Source organism: Pseudocolwellia agarivorans (assembly GCF_002000085.1).
Lineage (GTDB): Bacteria > Pseudomonadota > Gammaproteobacteria > Enterobacterales > Alteromonadaceae > Pseudocolwellia > Pseudocolwellia agarivorans.
Window position 1 is genome coordinate 663,652 of record NZ_MUZU01000001.1, and the last position, 14,625, is coordinate 678,276.

The 14,625-nt window shown below is 36.7% G+C and carries 14 protein-coding genes and 1 other annotated feature; of the genes, 6 read left to right on the forward strand and 8 right to left on the reverse strand.

The window, feature by feature from the left end; all coding sequences use genetic code 11:
* Positions 1-153: 153 nt before the first annotated feature.
* From B0X80_RS02850 to B0X80_RS02880, 7 genes are all read right to left on the reverse strand, one after another.
* A complete protein-coding gene (locus B0X80_RS02850) occupies positions 154-1,038 on the reverse strand; it encodes an alpha/beta fold hydrolase (protein WP_077338294.1) in 885 nt (294 codons plus the stop codon).
* 15 nt (positions 1,039-1,053) lie between these two features.
* Positions 1,054-1,653, reverse strand: a complete 600-nt coding sequence (locus tag B0X80_RS02855) for a Slp family lipoprotein (RefSeq protein WP_077338295.1) — start codon at positions 1,651-1,653, stop codon at positions 1,054-1,056.
* Between the two features lie 66 nt (positions 1,654-1,719).
* Positions 1,720-2,397 carry a M50 family metallopeptidase gene (locus B0X80_RS02860; protein WP_077338296.1) on the reverse strand — a complete coding sequence of 226 codons (678 nt, stop codon included), beginning with the start codon at positions 2,395-2,397 and terminating at the stop codon, positions 1,720-1,722.
* Positions 2,390-2,818 (reverse strand): hypothetical protein, encoded by a 429-nt coding sequence (locus B0X80_RS02865; RefSeq protein WP_077338297.1) that lies wholly within the window; start codon positions 2,816-2,818, stop codon positions 2,390-2,392. The genes B0X80_RS02860 and B0X80_RS02865 overlap by 8 nt, the downstream gene beginning before the upstream one ends.
* Positions 2,819-2,933: 115 nt before the next feature.
* Positions 2,934-3,650, reverse strand: a complete 717-nt coding sequence (gene tsaB, locus B0X80_RS02870) for a tRNA (adenosine(37)-N6)-threonylcarbamoyltransferase complex dimerization subunit type 1 TsaB (RefSeq protein WP_077338298.1) — start codon at positions 3,648-3,650, stop codon at positions 2,934-2,936.
* Complete coding sequence (gene yoaA / locus B0X80_RS02875; protein ID WP_077338299.1) at positions 3,647-5,635, reverse strand: DNA repair helicase YoaA; 1,989 nt, start codon at positions 5,633-5,635, stop codon at positions 3,647-3,649. The genes tsaB and yoaA overlap by 4 nt, the downstream gene beginning before the upstream one ends.
* Positions 5,636-5,738: 103 nt before the next feature.
* Positions 5,739-6,029 carry a hypothetical protein gene (locus B0X80_RS02880; protein WP_139345284.1) on the reverse strand — a complete coding sequence of 97 codons (291 nt, stop codon included), beginning with the start codon at positions 6,027-6,029 and terminating at the stop codon, positions 5,739-5,741.
* Positions 6,030-6,283: 254 nt separating this feature from the next.
* Positions 6,284-6,413 (forward strand) — a sequence feature (His leader region).
* 69 nt (positions 6,414-6,482) lie between these two features.
* Between B0X80_RS02880 and hisG the strand changes: the two genes are divergently transcribed.
* Genes hisG through hisA form a run of 6 tightly spaced genes read left to right on the forward strand, consistent with a single transcriptional unit; the run spans position 6,483 to position 12,278 of the window.
* The gene (gene hisG, locus B0X80_RS02885; RefSeq protein WP_077338301.1) at positions 6,483-7,382 is read left to right on the forward strand and encodes an ATP phosphoribosyltransferase; all 900 of its coding nucleotides are present in this window, start codon (positions 6,483-6,485) and stop codon (positions 7,380-7,382) included.
* Positions 7,383-7,385: 3 nt separating this feature from the next.
* Positions 7,386-8,690, forward strand: coding sequence for a histidinol dehydrogenase (gene hisD, locus B0X80_RS02890; RefSeq protein ID WP_077338302.1), 1,305 nt, complete (start codon positions 7,386-7,388; stop codon positions 8,688-8,690).
* Between the two features lies 1 nt (position 8,691).
* The gene (hisC, locus tag B0X80_RS02895) at positions 8,692-9,816 is read left to right on the forward strand and encodes a histidinol-phosphate transaminase (protein ID WP_089024825.1); all 1,125 of its coding nucleotides are present in this window, start codon (positions 8,692-8,694) and stop codon (positions 9,814-9,816) included.
* A gap of 24 nt (positions 9,817-9,840) precedes the next feature.
* Complete coding sequence (gene hisB, locus B0X80_RS02900; RefSeq protein ID WP_077338303.1) at positions 9,841-10,911, forward strand: bifunctional histidinol-phosphatase/imidazoleglycerol-phosphate dehydratase HisB; 1,071 nt, start codon at positions 9,841-9,843, stop codon at positions 10,909-10,911.
* Positions 10,911-11,537: an imidazole glycerol phosphate synthase subunit HisH gene (hisH, locus tag B0X80_RS02905; RefSeq protein WP_077338304.1), complete on the forward strand. Its 627-nt coding sequence runs from the start codon at positions 10,911-10,913 to the stop codon at positions 11,535-11,537. Before hisB ends, hisH begins: the two co-directional genes overlap by 1 nt.
* A 3-nt stretch (positions 11,538-11,540) precedes the next feature.
* Complete coding sequence (gene hisA, locus B0X80_RS02910) at positions 11,541-12,278, forward strand: 1-(5-phosphoribosyl)-5-[(5-phosphoribosylamino)methylideneamino]imidazole-4-carboxamide isomerase (RefSeq protein WP_077338305.1); 738 nt, start codon at positions 11,541-11,543, stop codon at positions 12,276-12,278.
* Positions 12,279-12,350: 72 nt separating this feature from the next.
* On the opposite strand, the gene B0X80_RS02915 is transcribed toward hisA, so the two are convergent.
* Entirely contained in the window at positions 12,351-14,483 is a 2,133-nt protein-coding gene (locus B0X80_RS02915; protein ID WP_077338306.1) for a TonB-dependent receptor, read from the reverse strand.
* Positions 14,484-14,625 lie beyond the last annotated feature (142 nt).

Below are 14,625 nucleotides of genomic sequence, written 5' to 3' on the forward strand. Positions count from 1 at the left end.
GTAGGTTTTATAAAAATAAGTTTTATCAAATAACAACTGGTCATTCCAGTAATTTCATCATCTTATTTCAAAATACCCAATAAATTAGAGAATAAGTGGTTATTTACTCTAATTTTCAACGTAACCTTACTTAAACCTCTGTCACACAAAAAATTAGATTGATGTTATAAACTCATTAATAAGCTTAGCTGTTTCTTTAGGTTTTTCCATATGCACATGATGCCCGCCTTCCAATTCAACTATTTTTTGACTAGACATTAAAGGTCCAAAGAATTCAATTCCTTTTCTCACAAAGTCTAAACCTTTACTACCGTAAATAACTTGTACAGGTGCTTTTATATCAGAAATCAACTGCTGACACTGCGCTAAACTCAGTCGATAGGGAGAAATAGTATTTAATCGGCGATCTGAGCGCCACTTCCAATTCTCCCCTGTATTTAATAAATTGCGAGCAACAATAAGTTCAGCATGTCTGTACTCCAGATCTGAAATGAGTACCCTTGCTCTTGTCGCTACATCTAATGATAATGAAGATGATTTTTTACTTTGAGTCGAACGAGAACTCGCTTTAATTCGACTTAACATGCCTTTACGCAATATTGATGTACTTTCTTTCTCGTCACCATACATAAAACCAATTGAATCAATTAAGGTTAAAGACTTCACTTTTTCAGGGAATGCCGCAGAAAAAGCTGAGGCGATCATTCCTCCCATTGAATGGCCTACAATGTGAATGTTACTCCACTTGTTAGATTCAAATAACACCAAAATATCATAAACCCAATCAATAAAATGGTAATGAGCGTCTGCACTTTTGTGCGATGATGCGCCATGTCCAGGTAAATCAATGGCGATAACATTAAAGTCAGAATGCCCGTCTAAATGTTCAAATAAAGGCATAAAGCTAGCTGCATTATCTAACCAGCCATGTAAGCAGAGTATTATATTATTTGCGTTTTTATTAAAACTAAGGGCACTAATTTGAGAAGAGGCTGTTTTAAAAACAACCTCTTCAATATTCTTCATTGGGATTTTCATTTAACTTACGTATAGTTATCGTTTTTTAACTGGTGGCATAATCGATTTATTCGACTGCTTATTATTTGAGCTTGACGAACGAATAACAACAGGTCTGCTGTAATTAATATGAGATCCTGACCAATAATACGGATCGTTGTGATAATAATAAGGTGACTGACGTAAATTAATATCAACACGTTGTATGTTTTTCCATAGATGAACGCTTGCGTCTTTTAATACAGGAAAATCATATTTATGCTCGCCTATTTCGCCACTTTCAAGTTCAGCTACATTACCTAAAGCAGTAATACTTCTACCCACTTTATAAATAACAGGATCAAGTAAACCTTTAAAATACACTCTAAAACGCCCTTGTGTTTCATCGCTTTTATTAGGTCGTAATTTATAGTTCAACGGAAAATTAACAACTTCTAACATCGTATTATCAGCATTATTTTTTATCGCTGCGATAACACCACCCCAACGAGCTTTTTGACCAATGATAGCAGCCGTAGGTGACTTTGCACTTGAAAACTCTACCGTTTGGGTATTTTCAGGTAACTCTAATTTTTTAGGTACAGACGCACATGCTGTACATAATAAAACGAACGATACAAGCCAGTATTTTGCCATGATAACTCTCCTATGCTTTACTTAACTGCAATTTAATTACAATCTACTGACAATAGATTGTGATGTCTATCTTACGGGAAATTTAGATCGCTTACTTAATGTAAATAAACCCAATATAGCCATAATAGACCAGATTATTACCCAAATAAGTTCAGGAATAAATGTTATTTCTGCTAAACGAGCACCGTCACCAATAGAGCGTCCATCCAGCAAATACAATGGGCTTAACAAACTATTTAATAACACCATAATACCGGTAAATTTTAATAATTTTTGCAAATAGCCTAATTTTGGTAATTTAAATTGTAAGAAAAAAATACCCAGCACCACCAACAAAATAAATAAGGTTAATAAATCTCGTACCCAAAAAATGAGAGAACAAACAATAAGTAAAATAATTCCCCCTGTAACAACCTTAGCTATTTTTTGATTAATAGATGCAATTGAATAAATTAAATATCCCCATATAATTGCGCCAGCATACCCCATAAAACTAATTAACAAGGTAAAGCCACCACGAGTTGTACATAAACCCGCGCCATTAGGAAACAGCTCTATTTGAACAACACTACCGCCAGTAATTAAAGCAGCAAGGCCATGACTAATTTCATGAAAATAGCTTTCTAACCATTTAAATGGTACTGAAATAATAGGAATTTGAATAAATATAATAGCGGCAACAATAAACAACCAAAACTGGTGCTTATTTAAAAAACCAACCGAACTTTTTTGAATATTAGGCAAATAGATTAACGCCAAAGAATTGTTTTATGTTTTCTCTCTGAGCAATGTTATCAACCGATTGATAGGCCGCAACTGCTGAAAGGTTTTGCTGAGAAGGTTTATCGTACTGAGAACTTTTAGCTTGTTGCTGATCACTTGCTGAATTATTGGTTGAGGAGTTTTCTCCTCGAGCTACAAGGCCTGTACCTGATTGAGCTGAGTTTAGCTCAGCTTGTTGTTCAAGTAGTGCAATAGCTTCTTCACTAACATCAAACCGTGATTTATCTTTCTCTAAATTTTTGCTTTTACTACTTTGATTATTTTCATCAACAGGTGCTACAACAGGCTTAACATTAACCTGTTCGTTAGCTTTACCAACACCTTGTGTACCTTGTACGGCACGTAAAGCTTGGTTTGAATATGTTGAGTCATTTATGTTCATAAGTGTAATTTAACAAATAATGATAAAGGTTAAAACTAAATTTATTTTAGCTGAATTTATAAGTGCCACAGCAATAAAATTACGATTGAGATTACTGTAAAGTATAAATTATAGACTATTTACCCGGTAATTTCTTCCATGAAACGGTATCTCGCACATAAACAGGTTGAGCGTTTTCAGCTTCACCCCCTTTATTTTGACTAAAAGCCACTGCGCCAATAATTAACATAGCTTGTGCATGAGGAAATAAAAGTTCGGGTTCGCCTTCATTATGTTTTAATTGCTCAAGATCGGCCTTGTAAGCTTCCCAACCTGTACCTACACCATAAGGTAAGTTATTCATATCAAGACTTACCGTATCAATATAATGTTGTTTAACCGTAGCTGGTGGTAATACACGTTCTGCAGTTTTAGGTTGCATAATATTATTATCGTCAGCTTCGTAATAGCCTGTATAAACTTCACTCATACGCGCGTCAATCGCTGAAATAACACGAGTTTCACCATAAGTAGTTAAGGCTTGTTGCGCCATAGCCTGCAAAGTAGATACACCGACGACAGGTAATTCAGCTGAAAAAGCTAAGCCTTGTGTTACACCAATACCTATACGTACTCCAGTAAAACTACCTGGGCCTTGGCCGTAAATAATGCCGTCTAATTCATCTAAAGAACACGCTGCGTTTTTTAGTAATTCATCTATCATAGGCAATAAACGTAAGCTATGAGATTGCGGACATAACTCATATAAACTGGTGATATTACCTTGATACTGTAGAGCTACTGAACACGCTTCTGTTGATGCATCAATAACCAAATAATTTGCTTTACTCATGTAAGTTTTGTCTCTGTTTCTAACTTTTGTTCTTCTGTATTATTGTTCAAGCTTTTTAAAAATGTAGCTGCTTGTTCAATATTTCGTGTGCGCTTCATCGCAGGTAAACTATTTAAAAACACTTCCCCGTACGGTTTATTAACGAGTCTATTGTCGCAAATAACCAAAACACCTTGGTCGCTTACATCTCGTATTAAACGCCCTACTCCTTGCTTTAAAGCAATAACTGCTTGAGGTAGTTGTATTTGCGAAAAAGGTTCGCCACCACGGCGTTTTACATCTTCACTTCTTGCTTGTAATAAGGGATCATCTGGCGAAGCAAAAGGTAACTTATCAATAATAACACAAGTTAAGCTGCTTCCTCTTACATCGATACCTTCCCAAAAACTTGCCGTTGCTAATAAAACTGCGTGTTTTTGTTCAATAAATTCTTCAAGTAATTTTCTTTTTCCCATTTGCCCTTGTACTAACAACGGGTTTTCTATTTGCTCTGAAAGCAGTTCAGCAACTTGATGCATTACGCGATAACTAGTAAACAACATAAAGCAGGCTCCTTGGCTTGCTTCAATTAGCGGTAAAGCAATATTAGCTAACGCATTTGCACGGCTTTTATCATTAGCTTCAGGTAGATAACGCGGTACAACAAGTTGTGATTGTTGCTCATAATCAAAAGGGCTTTCAAGTAATAAATGATTAGCGCTAGTTAAGCCTAAATGCTGAGCAAAATGTTCAAACTTTCCGTCCACAGCCAGCGTTGCTGATGTAAATATCCAACCAGCACCTGATTCTTTAACATACTCACTAAATTTATCAGCAACAGATAATGGCGTTTTATGAAGCACAACATGTCGAGGTGTTGTTTCATACCAAAAGCTCATGCCTAAAGCATCAACATCCACCATAATATCGTACTGTGCCAATAAATTAACGGCGCGTTCAAAACAATGATCAATCGCTTCATTACGCGATACACACAATTTGATCACCTGATACAAAAAATCCAAATCTACTTTTAACGAAGCGAACGCTTGACCAAAACGTTGTTGGTGATGTTTTTCTCGCCAGTTACCGCGTTCAGGATCATAATTAAATAACAGTCTAAATTCTTGGCTTGTTTTTAATAGCTTTTCAGCCGCTTTTCCTAATTGTTTAACATCCGTTAAGCTGGTTTTATAAACCTGAATAACATCGGTACATAAGTCTAATAATTGGCGAGTTGAAAATGCCTCACCAAAATACTCACTCGCAATATCGGCTATTTGATGGGCTTCATCAAAAATCATAATATCAGCTTTAGGAATTAGCTCACCAAAGCCGCTATCTTTTAATGCCATGTCAGCAAAAAACAAATGATGATTCACCACAACCAAATCAGCATCAATCGCTTTCTGTCGTGCTTTTACCAAATAACAGTCTTCAATATTAGGACAATCTTTTGCTAAACAATTATCGACAGTGCTGGTAACAAAAGGAAATACCGGAGAGTTTTCAATAACATTAACCAGTTCGCCCGTATCCCCCGTATGAGTAACATTTGCCCATTCTCTTACTTTTACAAAATCAGCTAAACTTTCGGCATCTAACTGCCCTCGCGATTCTTTATATTGATCAAGTCGATAAATACATAAATAGTTAGCGCGACCTTTCAACAAAGCAACTTGTGCCTGAGTCGCAAGAGACTTTTTAATAAGAGGTAAATCTTTATGAAATAACTGTTCTTGCAGGTTTTTAGTCCCTGTAGAAACAATGATTTTTTTTTGAGGTTCTTCTTTCACTGCTGCTTCTTTATTAGCAATGAGTGCAGGAATTAAATAAGCAAAGGTTTTACCTGTACCTGTTCCAGCCTCCACAATTAACGATGACTTATTTTTAATTGAATTAGCCACTTCAATGGCCATATCAGTTTGGGCTTGGCGTGGTGAAAAGCCTGAAATAGCGCTAGCTAATGCGCCATTTTCAGAAAAAGCATGCTCAACAGGAGTCATCTACAGCAGGATTCTTTTAGATTAAGTTAATTGCGTTCTATTATAAGGAAATGAAGGAGAAAAAATAGCGTTGAAGTAAAAATCACCGCGGAGACATACTTAATCACACATATATATCTAAATGTGGAGGTTTATCTTCATCCTGCTTAGAATCAACGCTATCAGGCATTTCTTCTTCAGCATCATTTTTTTTAAGCTTATCTGCTTGCTTTTGCTTAGCTTGCTCTTTTTCTAAATCACTCTCTACATATTCAGCATGCTGTTCTAGGTGATCAAAATCTTCTGTTAATTCAGCTGTTGCTGGTTCTTTAGCTGGTCCCTTAACTTTAGAGTTTGCGGGTTTTATTGGCGTTTGAACAACACGCCTCAACTGAGTGGTAAAAATATCCATCATGCTGCCCTCCGCAATTTAACATTAAATACTAATAGCTCTATTATCGGCTTGTAAGAGAAAACCTTTACTATCTTAGATCAATATTTCATATTAAATAGTTAAGAAATACTTGCCCTAAAAGCAAATAAACAGTATTGTACGCTCCATTAAACAGATTAAAAATATTTCTGTACTGAAATTTCTACGTAATGAATATTAAACAGAAAACGACACGTTTTCCAAAACGAGAAAATAATGAATTTAAACCTGAACTTACATCATCATCACCATACGGATTAGCTGCTCAGGTTTATTCGCTGAGGGGCTGTGACCTTTCAGTGGTAATCGAAATATAGAATTTTCTAAAACCCCCGAAAGAGTCATCTCTCTCGGGGGTTTTTACGTTTAGCTCTATCAGCTTAACGAAACAAGAATGATCAAATTTAAAATTTTAAAATTAATAGGACATTAAGCATGACAACTGAAACACGTTTACGCATAGCAATGCAAAAATCAGGTCGTCTTAGCGACGATACACAAGCTCTATTTAAACGTTGTGGTTTAAAAATCAACGTTACAGATAGAAGATTACTCGCTCATGTTGCTAATATGCCTATTGATATTATGCGTGTAAGAAGCAGCGATATTCCTGGGTTAATTATGGATGGCGTATGTGATTTAGGTATTGTTGGCGACAACACGCTTGAAGAAGAAGAATTAGCACGCGCTTTAATTGGTAGCAAAAATGAATACATTCGTACAACACCATTAGATTTTGGTGGCTGTCGTTTTTCTATCGCTATGCCTGAAGAGTTTGAATATACCGGCCTTAAATGTTTAGACGGTTTACGATTTGCAACAACCTACCCACAATTATTAACTCGTTTTGCCAAAGAAAATAACATAAACGTTGAGTTTTGTTTATTAAAAGGTTCGGTAGAAGTGGCTCCTCGTGTAGGTTTAGCTGACGGTATTTGTGATTTAGTGTCAACAGGCGCTACTTTAGAAGCCAACGGATTAAAAGAAGTTGCTGAAGTATTTCGTTCAAAAGCCTCATTAATACAACGTGCAGATACCTTAAACCCAGAAAAGCAAGCTATTTTAGATACCTTATTGCCACGTATACACGGCGTAATGAAAGCCAAAGAAAGCAAATACATTATGCTACACGCACCTAAAGACAAAATTGCTGAAGTAAGCACTTTAATGCCGGGAACTGAAACACCAACAATTTTACCTTTAGCGGGCCGTGAAGACATGGTTGCCGTACACGTTGTTGCTACAGAAACATTTTTCTGGGAAACTATGGAAAAATTAAAAGATTTAGGTTGTCACTCAATTCTTGTAATGCCAATTGAAAAGATGATGGGCTAAACAATGAAATACCCTATAGTTAATTGGTCGTTACTCGACGAAAAAGCTAAACAAGACACGTTAGCACGCCCTGCTATTGCTGATAGTGCCACGCTATCAGCGCAAGTAGCGAGCATTCTTGACTTGGTAAAAACACAAGGTGATAAAGCATTATACGATTTAACTGAAAAGTTCGATGGTATTGCATTAAAAACCTTAACCGTTTCTCAAGAGCAAGTAGAAGCCGCTGTAAAAGCACTTTCACCAAAACGCTTAAAAGCGATTGAAACGGCTTATGGTCAAATTAAACGTTTTCACGAAGCACAAAAGCATCAAGATATTGCCGTTGAAACAACACCCGGCGTTAACTGTGTTTTAAAGTCTGAAGCCATTGAAAGTGTTGGTTTATATATACCAGCAGGCAGTGCGCCATTACCTTCAACGGTATTAATGCTAGGTGTACCATCACAAATTGCCGGTTGTAAAAGATCAGTATTAGTATGCCCACCAGACAAAGATGGCAAATTAGCTAACGAAATTTTAGCTGCTGCAAATTTATGTGGCATTACCGAAATATACACAGTGGGTGGCGCACAAGCTTGTGCCGCGTTAGCTTTTGGTACTGAAACCATTAAGTCGGTGAATAAAGTGTTTGGCCCAGGCAATAAATTTGTAACTGAAGCTAAAAAGCAGCTGTCTCAACAAGTCGCTGGTTTTGCCATTGATATGCCTGCTGGCCCTTCTGAAGTATTAGTGATTGGTGACGAAAACAGTAACCCTGCTTTCATCGCATCAGATCTATTATCTCAAGCAGAGCACGGTCCAGACAGCCAAGTTATTTTAGTGTCAAACAGCGAAAGTTTATTAACCGCTGTAGATGTTGAATTACAAAAGCAAGTGGCTTTATTAAGCCGTTGCAATATAGCTACCGCCGCTCTTGAACACTGTCGTTTAATTTTAACAACGTCTATTGAACAAGCCATTGAAGTATCGAACGAATATGGTCCAGAACATTTAATTATACAAACCGATAACGCGAGTAGCTTAGTAAGTAAGTTACGTAATGCAGGTTCTATTTTTGTAGGTGCTTTTACACCAGAATCTGCTGGTGATTATGCAAGTGGTACAAACCACGTATTACCTACTTATGGTTATTCAAAAGTGGTAAGCAGCTTATCTTTAGCCGATTTTTCACGACGTTTTACTGTACAAGAAATTACACGCTCTGGTTTAGCAAGTTTAGCTGAATGTATTATCGAACTTACTGATGCTGAAGGATTAGATGCTCACCAACGTGCTGTCACTATTCGTTTAGAGGATGCAAAGTAATATGAGTAATTCTAATTCAACCGTACCCTCAATAGTAAACAAGCTCGCTAGAGCTGAACTGGTAGACATGCTCCCCTATGAGTCAGCTCGTCGCTTACATGCTGGCAATGGTGAGTTTAACAATAAAATTTGGTTAAACGCTAACGAAGCTGCAGGATTAGGAAATTATGAGATCAGCGCTGACTGTATAAATCGTTACCCTGACTTTCAACCTGACTCATTAATAAACGCCTACAGTGAATATAGCCAACAGCCTAAAAGCAATATACTTGCAACACGTGGTGCAGATGAAGGTATTGAATTAATTATTCGTACGTTTTGTAAAGCGTATGAAGACAACATTCTTATTTGCCCACCAACATATGGTATGTATGCCATTAGTGCTGAAAATCACGGTGCTGGCATTGTTAAAGTACCTTTGCAAAGTGAAACAGGTATCAACGAATTAGATATTAACGCGCTAAAGCAACAAGTGGGTAATGCAAAAGTTGTGTTTTTATGTTCGCCGGGCAATCCTACAGGTAATTTATTACCTCACGCACAAATTAAAGAAGTACTTGAGCTATTTAAAGACACCGCTATGGTAGTTGTTGATGAAGCTTATATCGAATTTAGTGCAGATAAATCGGTTGCTAGCTGGTTACCTCAGTACGATAATTTAATTGTTTTAAGAACCTTATCTAAAGCTTTTGCATTAGCTGGTTTACGCTGCGGATTTACTTTAGCAAATAGTGATGTTATTGCGATGTTAAGTAAAGTCATTGCGCCTTACCCTATTTCAGCACCTGTTGCAGAAATAGCAAGTAAAGCGTTAAAAGGTGATAACTTAACGGTAATGACCGAACGTGTTAAATCTACCAACACGCTTGCTAAAGAACTGTCTACTTGGTTAAAAGCACAACAATGGTGTACTCAAGTTTTTCCAACGGATGCAAACTTTGTGTTATTTAAAACACCTCATAAAGCTTTTGTTTTTGAAGCACTTTTAGCAGAAAACATATTAATTAGAGATCAATCTAAACAACCGCAACTAGCCGATTGTTTACGTATTAGTATTGGCAGTAAGTCAGAATTAGCTTCATTAAAACAAGTTATTGAAACAGCATTTTCTAACTTAAAATCTTAAACAAGCAAACTACAGAGAAATAAAATGGCACAGCAAAACATATTATTTATTGATCGCGATGGCACCTTAATTGAAGAACCGATCAGCGACAAACAAGTAGATACCTTAGAAAAGCTTGTTTTTGAACCTAATGTAATTCCTGTTTTACTAAAATTACAAAGCAAAGGTTATCGCTTAGTAATGGTATCAAACCAAGATGGCTTAGGTACCGACAGCTACCCACAAAGCGACTTTGATTTACCTCATAACAAGATGATGGATATTTTCGCTTCTCAAGGTGTTATTTTTGATGACGTTTTATTATGTCCTCACTTTGATTCAGACAACTGCTCTTGCCGTAAACCTAAGCTAGGATTGGTAAGCGAGTACTTACAACAAGGTAAAGTTAACTTTGCTAACTCTTTTGTTATTGGTGACAGAATTACTGACATTCAATTAGCTGAAAATATGGGGATTACAGGTATTCAATATAATCCTGAAACCCTAAATTGGAACGACATTGCTGAGCAGTTACTTGTTAAAGCACGTACTTCTAAAGTAACTCGTACCACTAAAGAAACCGACATTAATATTGAAATAAACTTAGATAAAGTAGGCGCTTCAGACATTAATACTGGCCTTGGCTTTTTTGACCACATGTTAGATCAAATATCTACCCATGCGGGATTTTCAATGATTGTTAAAGTAGATGGTGATTACCATATTGATGATCATCATAGCGTTGAAGATACTGGCCTTGCTTTAGGCCAAGCTTTAAAAGAAGCGCTAGGTGATAAACGCGGTATTGGCCGTTTTGGTTTTGTATTACCTATGGACGAATGCCGTGCAGAATGTAGCTTAGATATTTCAGGTCGCCCTTGGTTAGAGTTTAACGCAAACTTTAGCACCGAAATGGTAGGTGGTATGTCTACACAAATGGTACATCACTTCTTCCATTCGTTATCACAAGCTATGGCTGTTACGTTACATTTATCAACAAGCGACGGTAACTGTCATCATCAAGTAGAAAGTTTATTTAAAGTATTTGGCCGCGCATTACGTCAAGCAATTGAAGTAAAAGGCGATGTTTTACCTAGCTCAAAAGGGTCATTGTAATGTCGAGCAGTAATTCAAAACTAAACGTTATTGTTGATACCAGTTGTGCCAACTTATCTTCAGTACAATTTGCTGTTGAGCGCATAGGTTTAAAAGCGCTCATTACAGATGATGTTGAAATTATAAAATCTGCTGATAAAGTAATTTTACCCGGTGTTGGTAATGCTAAACATGCAATGGCTAACATCCATAAAAAAAATCTAGCCCCTACGATTCAAAGCTTAACTCAACCTGTTTTAGGTTTTTGTTTAGGTATGCAATTAATGACAGAAAGCTCTCATGAAGGAGATTTTTCTGGCGAGTTAGAAATAATTGATTGCTTAAACCTAATACCCACACAAGTAAAACCACTTGCAGCTAATGGCTTACGCTTGCCTCATATGGGTTGGAATACCTTAACTTCGGTAATCGAGCACCCTGTTTTTCAAGGTATTAACACGGGCGAATACTTTTACTTTGTACATAGTTTTGCTGTACCTGTAGGTGAATTTACTGCGGCTACTTGCCAATACGGCACTGAGTTTTCAGCCGCGATTGCTAAAGACAACTTTATTGGTTGTCAATTTCACCCTGAACGTTCAGGTAATGCCGGTAGTAAAATTATTAAAAACTTTTTGGAGATGTAAGCCATGATGATCCCAGCAATAGACCTTATAAATGGTCAAGTAGTTCGACTTTATCAAGGCGATTACGAACAAAAAACAAATTACGACTATACAGCAAAAGAACGTCAAGATTTATACGCACAAGCAGGTGCAACCGTAATGCACTTTGTTGACTTAGACGGCGCTAAAGATTCAACTAAACGCCAGCTAACGCTACTTAAAACATTAGTCAATCACGACACTATGACCATTCAAGTGGGTGGCGGTGTTCGTTGTAAAGAAGATGTTGAACAACTTTTAGCGGTAGGCGCTGACCGCGTAGTTATCGGCTCGTTAGCCATTAAACAACCTGAACTTGTTGCACAATGGATACAGGAATTTGGCGGCGAAAAAATCGTTTTAGCACTTGATGTTAAAATTGATGAAAACGCTAATAAAACCTTACCTACTCATGGCTGGATAAAAGACAGTGGCGTTAACTTAGAAGAGTTATTAGAGCACTATCAAGACGCAGGCTTAAAACACGTACTTTGTACTGACATAAGTAAAGACGGTACGCTATCGGGTTCAAACGTTACTATGTACACTGAATTATGTGCACAATACCCTGAACTTGATTGGCAAGCATCCGGCGGCATTGGTTCATTAGACGATATTAAAGCCTTAATCCCAACAGGTGTTAGCGGCGTAATTTTAGGTCGTTCATTACTTGAAGGTAAGTTTACATTGGAAGAAGCAATAGCTTGTTGGCCTAAACAATAATATTACGGTGCTTGTTTATTCAAAATAAAATGGACTCTATTTACAGAGTCCATTTTTTTAATAGCTAACTTATTAAAAACTGTAAGACAAACCAATATTAGCTGTACGCCCTTTACCTTTCACATTCCACCCGTCTAAAGCATGAGACTGACTCGCGTGTGGGTAATAATCACTATTAAATAAGTTTTCTATACCAACAGATAATTTCACGGCCTTACTCGCTACATAACTGACTGATGTATTTACCACATTATATGAAGATACAGGGGCTGTCTTTCCACTATATTTTCCATCTTTAGGTTCGAAACGATCTCGACTTTGTACACTAATATAATTAATCGCTAAACGTAAATTTTCACTCGCCTGATAATTAGCGTAAAGCGTAATTTTGGGTGGATTAATAGAACCCGCATCAAGGTAACTATCCGTTTCTTTGTTTTTACCTTCAGACCAACTATAGCTTATGCCAGCATCAAGCTGTTCAGTAAAATCAACATCAACGGCTATCTCATATCCCCAAACTTTTTGTGACGCTCGCTCTAAAACATAAGTTTCAGTAGCTTCGTCTGCCACTAAATTACCGCCGTAGTTATTTGTAGAATAAAATGCAGCCATTTCTAAACGAACATTATCAAAAATACTACTAAAACCTATTTCAGAGTTTTTAACGATAGAGGCTTCAGTATCCAATCCGCTTAGCTCATTAAATTTAGCATTACGTAATAAACTGCCTATATTGGCAATATCGAATCCTTCAGAATAACTAATGAACGGGCTGAAATATTCATTATTGCTATAACGTAAGCCAATATTATAAGTTGTTGCGTCATAATCAAGCATTCCTCCTGTAACTGCTACAGGTACTGTACATTGCTTACCTTCTTTACAAATCATTAAAGTACTAAAATCATCAACATCAATTTCTATAGACTCTTGACGTACTCCAGCTTTAAGAACCCAGTTATCAGAAAATATTAGCTTTGCTTGTACGTATCCTGCAATGTTACTCATATCCATTTCAGGGGTCCACATTCTGCCATCAACTAACGGCTGCGCTGTGAGATCATTTAAGATATCAGCACCATAAATAAGTTTTGCTTCAACATTATTAAAATCAAAAACACTATTAAAGTTAAGGCGTAAACCTTTTTTCTCCGAAGTGATCATCGACTGACCGCCAACTAAACCTAAATTTTCATCTTTAAATTTGGTCGAATAAAAAAATACATTTTCAATACGCTGCCAATAAGCATCCGCAGTAAAATCGGTGTTATTTGTTAGCTCCATATCACGGTACTGTAGTTTTACATTATGATTACCACGCGGACCTTGAGGATCACCATCCACGTCAAGGTTGTTTACATTTTTAATTGCTTGGCTTTTAATGCCTGTATTAAGATTACTATCAACCGCAATATAATCAGAGTGCTGCTGGCCTTCAAAATAATTATAGGTAAACTGGACCGAACGGGAGCTATCAATATAATAATTAAATTTGGTAAATAAGTTGTCAGATCTAAAATTTGATAAACCATATTGTAAGCCTAAAGCATCGCCTTCAGCATCACGTATTACACCATTTTCATCACTAACAAGACTAACAACATAATCAAGTTTCCCAACAGTGCCGTCTATTGCTACATCTAACCGACGGCCAACGCTATCTTCAAGCTTCACCGCTGAAAAATTGCTATTAACTGCTACCCTGCCAGATAAAGCTTTATCACTAGTTGCTTGTTTAGTTATATAATTAATAACTCCACCAGCAGCTCCATTACCGTAGATAGATGTTGCACCTTTAACTACTTCAATACGTTCGATAACACTTGGATCTAATGAGCGAATACCTAGCTTACCATTACGTAAAGGCGTTGACTGAGGTACTCCATCAATCATTATTAAAACATTACGTCCTCGTAATGACTGCCCCGAATTACTATTAGTCCCTGTATCAGCTCCCATACCAGGAACATGAAGAGCAAGCATAGTCTGTAATTCAGCTGTAGTTAATAAATCTTGGCTAATAGTTTTACTATCAATAATTGAAATAGAAGCTGGTACTTCATCAATATTTTCTTGCATACGACTGCCCGTAACAATCATTCGCTCAACATTATCATCCGATAATGCTTCCATGCTATTGGCAGCTGCTGAAAAACTGGTACTTATAGCAATAGCTAATAAAGAGTAATTTAAAAACTCCATTGAAATATATCCTTAAAAATTCAACGATAAAAACAAACGCGAATGATAATGATTACCAATATCAATTTCAATATTTTTTTATTTTAAATTACCCTTGAAATAAAACCAAAAACAAATGATAATCATTATCATTTAAGGATTG

Coding starts and splice junctions, on each gene's coding strand:
- B0X80_RS02855 (WP_077338295.1), bottom strand. CDS start 1,653: ATGGCAAAATACTGGCTTGTATCGTTCGTTTTATTATGTACAGCATGT.
- hisC (WP_089024825.1), top strand. CDS start 8,692: ATGAGTAATTCTAATTCAACCGTACCCTCAATAGTAAACAAGCTCGCT.
- B0X80_RS02865 (WP_077338297.1), bottom strand. CDS start 2,818: ATGAACATAAATGACTCAACATATTCAAACCAAGCTTTACGTGCCGTA.
- hisD (WP_077338302.1), top strand. CDS start 7,386: ATGAAATACCCTATAGTTAATTGGTCGTTACTCGACGAAAAAGCTAAA.
- hisA (WP_077338305.1), top strand. CDS start 11,541: ATGATGATCCCAGCAATAGACCTTATAAATGGTCAAGTAGTTCGACTT.
- hisH (WP_077338304.1), top strand. CDS start 10,911: ATGTCGAGCAGTAATTCAAAACTAAACGTTATTGTTGATACCAGTTGT.
- B0X80_RS02850 (WP_077338294.1), bottom strand. CDS start 1,038: ATGAAAATCCCAATGAAGAATATTGAAGAGGTTGTTTTTAAAACAGCC.
- yoaA (WP_077338299.1), bottom strand. CDS start 5,635: ATGACTCCTGTTGAGCATGCTTTTTCTGAAAATGGCGCATTAGCTAGC.
- hisB (WP_077338303.1), top strand. CDS start 9,841: ATGGCACAGCAAAACATATTATTTATTGATCGCGATGGCACCTTAATT.
- B0X80_RS02880 (WP_139345284.1), bottom strand. CDS start 6,029: ATGATGGATATTTTTACCACTCAGTTGAGGCGTGTTGTTCAAACGCCA.
- tsaB (WP_077338298.1), bottom strand. CDS start 3,650: ATGAGTAAAGCAAATTATTTGGTTATTGATGCATCAACAGAAGCGTGT.
- hisG (WP_077338301.1), top strand. CDS start 6,483: ATGACAACTGAAACACGTTTACGCATAGCAATGCAAAAATCAGGTCGT.
- B0X80_RS02915 (WP_077338306.1), bottom strand. CDS start 14,483: ATGGAGTTTTTAAATTACTCTTTATTAGCTATTGCTATAAGTACCAGT.